The organism is Nguyenibacter vanlangensis, from assembly GCF_013376155.1.
GTDB classification, from domain to species: Bacteria; Pseudomonadota; Alphaproteobacteria; order Acetobacterales; family Acetobacteraceae; genus Gluconacetobacter; species Gluconacetobacter vanlangensis.
On sequence record NZ_JABXXP010000392.1, the window covers coordinates 1 to 2,752 of the forward strand.

Consider the following 2,752-nt stretch of genomic DNA (forward strand, 5'->3'; position numbering starts at 1 on the left):
CGGGTCGCCGGCGCGGACGCGGATCGTGTTGGCCTGCGTGCCCCCCTGTGCCGCGCCGCCCGCGACGCTGACCCATACCTGGCGCAGCGAGGCCGGGTTCTGCCAGAAGCGGGGCGCGGCCTCCATCACCACCCGGTACTGGTTCATGTCGTTGTAGATGACCGAGGCCGCGCGCTGGCCGTAGGCGTCGTACAGCGTGTTGGCGATCAGTTGCGGCGTGATCTGCGTCCGCGCCCCGGCGTCGCGGTCGATCGCGACGTTCATCGCCAGCCCGCCCAGCAGCACGTCGGACGAGACGTCCATCAGTTCCGGCCGGGTCGACAGCGCCGCCACCAGCTTCTGCGTCCAGGCGTAGAGCGCGGTCGTGTCGTCGCCCTGCAACGTATAGAGATAGGCCGCGTTGCTGGGCCGCGCGCCGATGCGGATGGCGCCGCGCTGCAGCGCATAGAAGCGCGCGCCCGTCATGTCGTGCAGGCGATGGTTGAGATTGGCGATGGTGGTCGCGGGCGGATGCGGCCGCTTCGACTTGTCGGTCAGGGCGATGAACAGATTGCCCTGGTTCGACGACCCCCTGCCGCCGACGAAGCCCGCCACCCCCGCGACGTCCGGGTCCTTCTGCAGGGCGGCCAGGGTCTGGTTCATCTTCTGGTTCAGGGCATGGAAGGAAATCGCCTGGTCGCCCATCAGCCGGCCCAACAGCACGCCGCTATCCTCGTCGGGGAACAGGCTTTGCGGCATGGTCAGGTAGATCGCCACCGTCAGGCCCAGCGTTGCCGGCAGGCTGAGCAGCATCGGCGCCCGGTGCGCCAGCGCCCAGTCCAGGCAGCGCCCATAGATGCGCAGCATGGCCAGATGCCCGCGTTCGACCCACGCGGCCAGCCGGCCCGCGCCGCCGCCGGCGTCGTGCAGGGTCAGCCGGGCGCACAGCATCGGGGTCAGGCTGAGCGACAGGGCCATCGACATGCAAAGGGTCACCGACACCGTGACGGCGAATTCATGGAACAGCCGCCCGGTGATCCCGCCCATCAGCAGGATCGGCAGGAAGACGGCGATCAGCGAGACGGTGATCGAGACGACGGTGAACGCGACCTCGCTCGCGCCGCGCAGCGCGGCCTGGAAGGAGGAGAGGCCGGATTCGACGTGGCGGGTGATGTTTTCCAGCACCACGATGGCGTCATCGACCACGAAGCCGGTCGAGATCGTCAGCGCCATCAGGGACATGTTGTCCAGCGAGAAGCCCAGCAGGCTGATGACGCCCAGGGTGCCCATGATCGCGGCCGGGATGACGATGGCCGGAATCAGCGTCGCGCGCAGCGTGCCCAGGAACAGCAGCACCGTCAGCACCACCAGCAGCGCCGACAGGAACAGGGTCATGCGGGTATCGGCCAGCGACGCCCGGATGGTCTGCGAGCGGTCCATGAAGGTATGGAGCTGGATCCCCGCCGGCAGCGTGGCGCGCAGATGCGGCAATTCGGCGTGCAACTGGTCCAGCGCCCGCACGATATTGCCGCCCGCCTGCATGAAGACCATCATGACGATGGCCGGCTCGCGCCCGAAATAGCCGGCATTGCGTACGTCCTCGACAGAGTCGACGACCTGCGCCACGTCGCCCAGCCGGACCGGCCTGCCGTTGCGATAGGCGATGACCAGGTCGCGATAGGCCTGGGCGCTGCGGGCCTGGTCGTTGGTCTGCAGCGTGAAGCGCATGCCGCCCTGGTCAATGAAGCCCTTGGGCGTGTGGGCGTTGGCCGAGGCCAGGGCGGCGCGGATATCCTCGAACCCGATGCCGAACTTGTACAGCGGCAGCGGATCGATCTCGACGCGCACCGCGGGCAGCGCGCTGCCGCTGATCTCGACCAGCCCGACGCCCCGGATCTGCGACAGGCGCGGCAGCAGCAGGCTGGTGGCCTTGTCGTACAGCTCGGGCAGGGGGCGGTTGCCGGATGTCAGCGCCAGCATGATGGCCGGCGGGTCGTTCGGGTTCGCCTTGTAATATTCGGGGTTCTGCCGCAGCGTGGTCGGCAGGTCGGCGCGTGCCGCCTGGATCGCGGCCTCGACGTCGCGGGCCGCGCCGTTGATGTCGCGCGACAGGGCGAATTGCAGCGTCAGCCGCACCATCCCCTGGCTGGATTGGGACGTCATCTCCTCGAGGTCGGCGATCGCGGCCAGATGGCGTTCCAGCGGTTCGGCGACCGAACTGGCGACCTGCTCGGGCGAGCCGCCGGGCTGCTGGGCCAGGACCTGGATGACGGGGAAGTCGATATTCGGCAGGTCGGCGACCGGCAAAGCGAGATAGCCCAGGACCCCGCCCAGGATGCAGGTCAGTGTCAGCAGCGTGGTCGCCACCGGCCGGCGAATGAACAATCCTGTCACTGTCATGTCGGGTATCCGCGTCTCGTCCGAAGGGGCCGGCGATGGGCCGCGATGGGCTGGCGGGGATGCTGCGCGAATGTCTCTTCCATGCTCCCGTGGCCCATCGCCTTATGTCCGTGACCGCCCTGCCTCCGTCCAGCGCGGATGGGCTAAATTATTCTCAACACTGTCGGGACGGGCGCGCCGAGGGCGGTTTTCCGCCGGTCTCGCAGCGGGGGGCTGTCCGGCATGGCGCGGGGGAGGGCAAGGCGATAGAAGGGCGCATGGCATCATCCGCACCATCACGGACCGGGCTTCCGCCCGGCTGCAGGGCCTCGGGGAGGCGCCGCGCCTCGCGCGGCGGATGGTGGCTGGTGCTGTTCGCCCTGGTGGGGCGCCT

Annotated in this window: 1 protein-coding gene; it reads right to left on the minus strand. The window is 68.9% G+C overall.

What is annotated here, in order from left to right; all coding sequences use genetic code 11:
- The coding region (locus tag HUK84_RS14355; RefSeq protein WP_176640896.1) for an efflux RND transporter permease subunit at nt 1-2,379 on the minus strand (2,379 nt) is incomplete at its 3' end.
- Nucleotides 2,380-2,752: the final 373 nt, after the last annotated feature.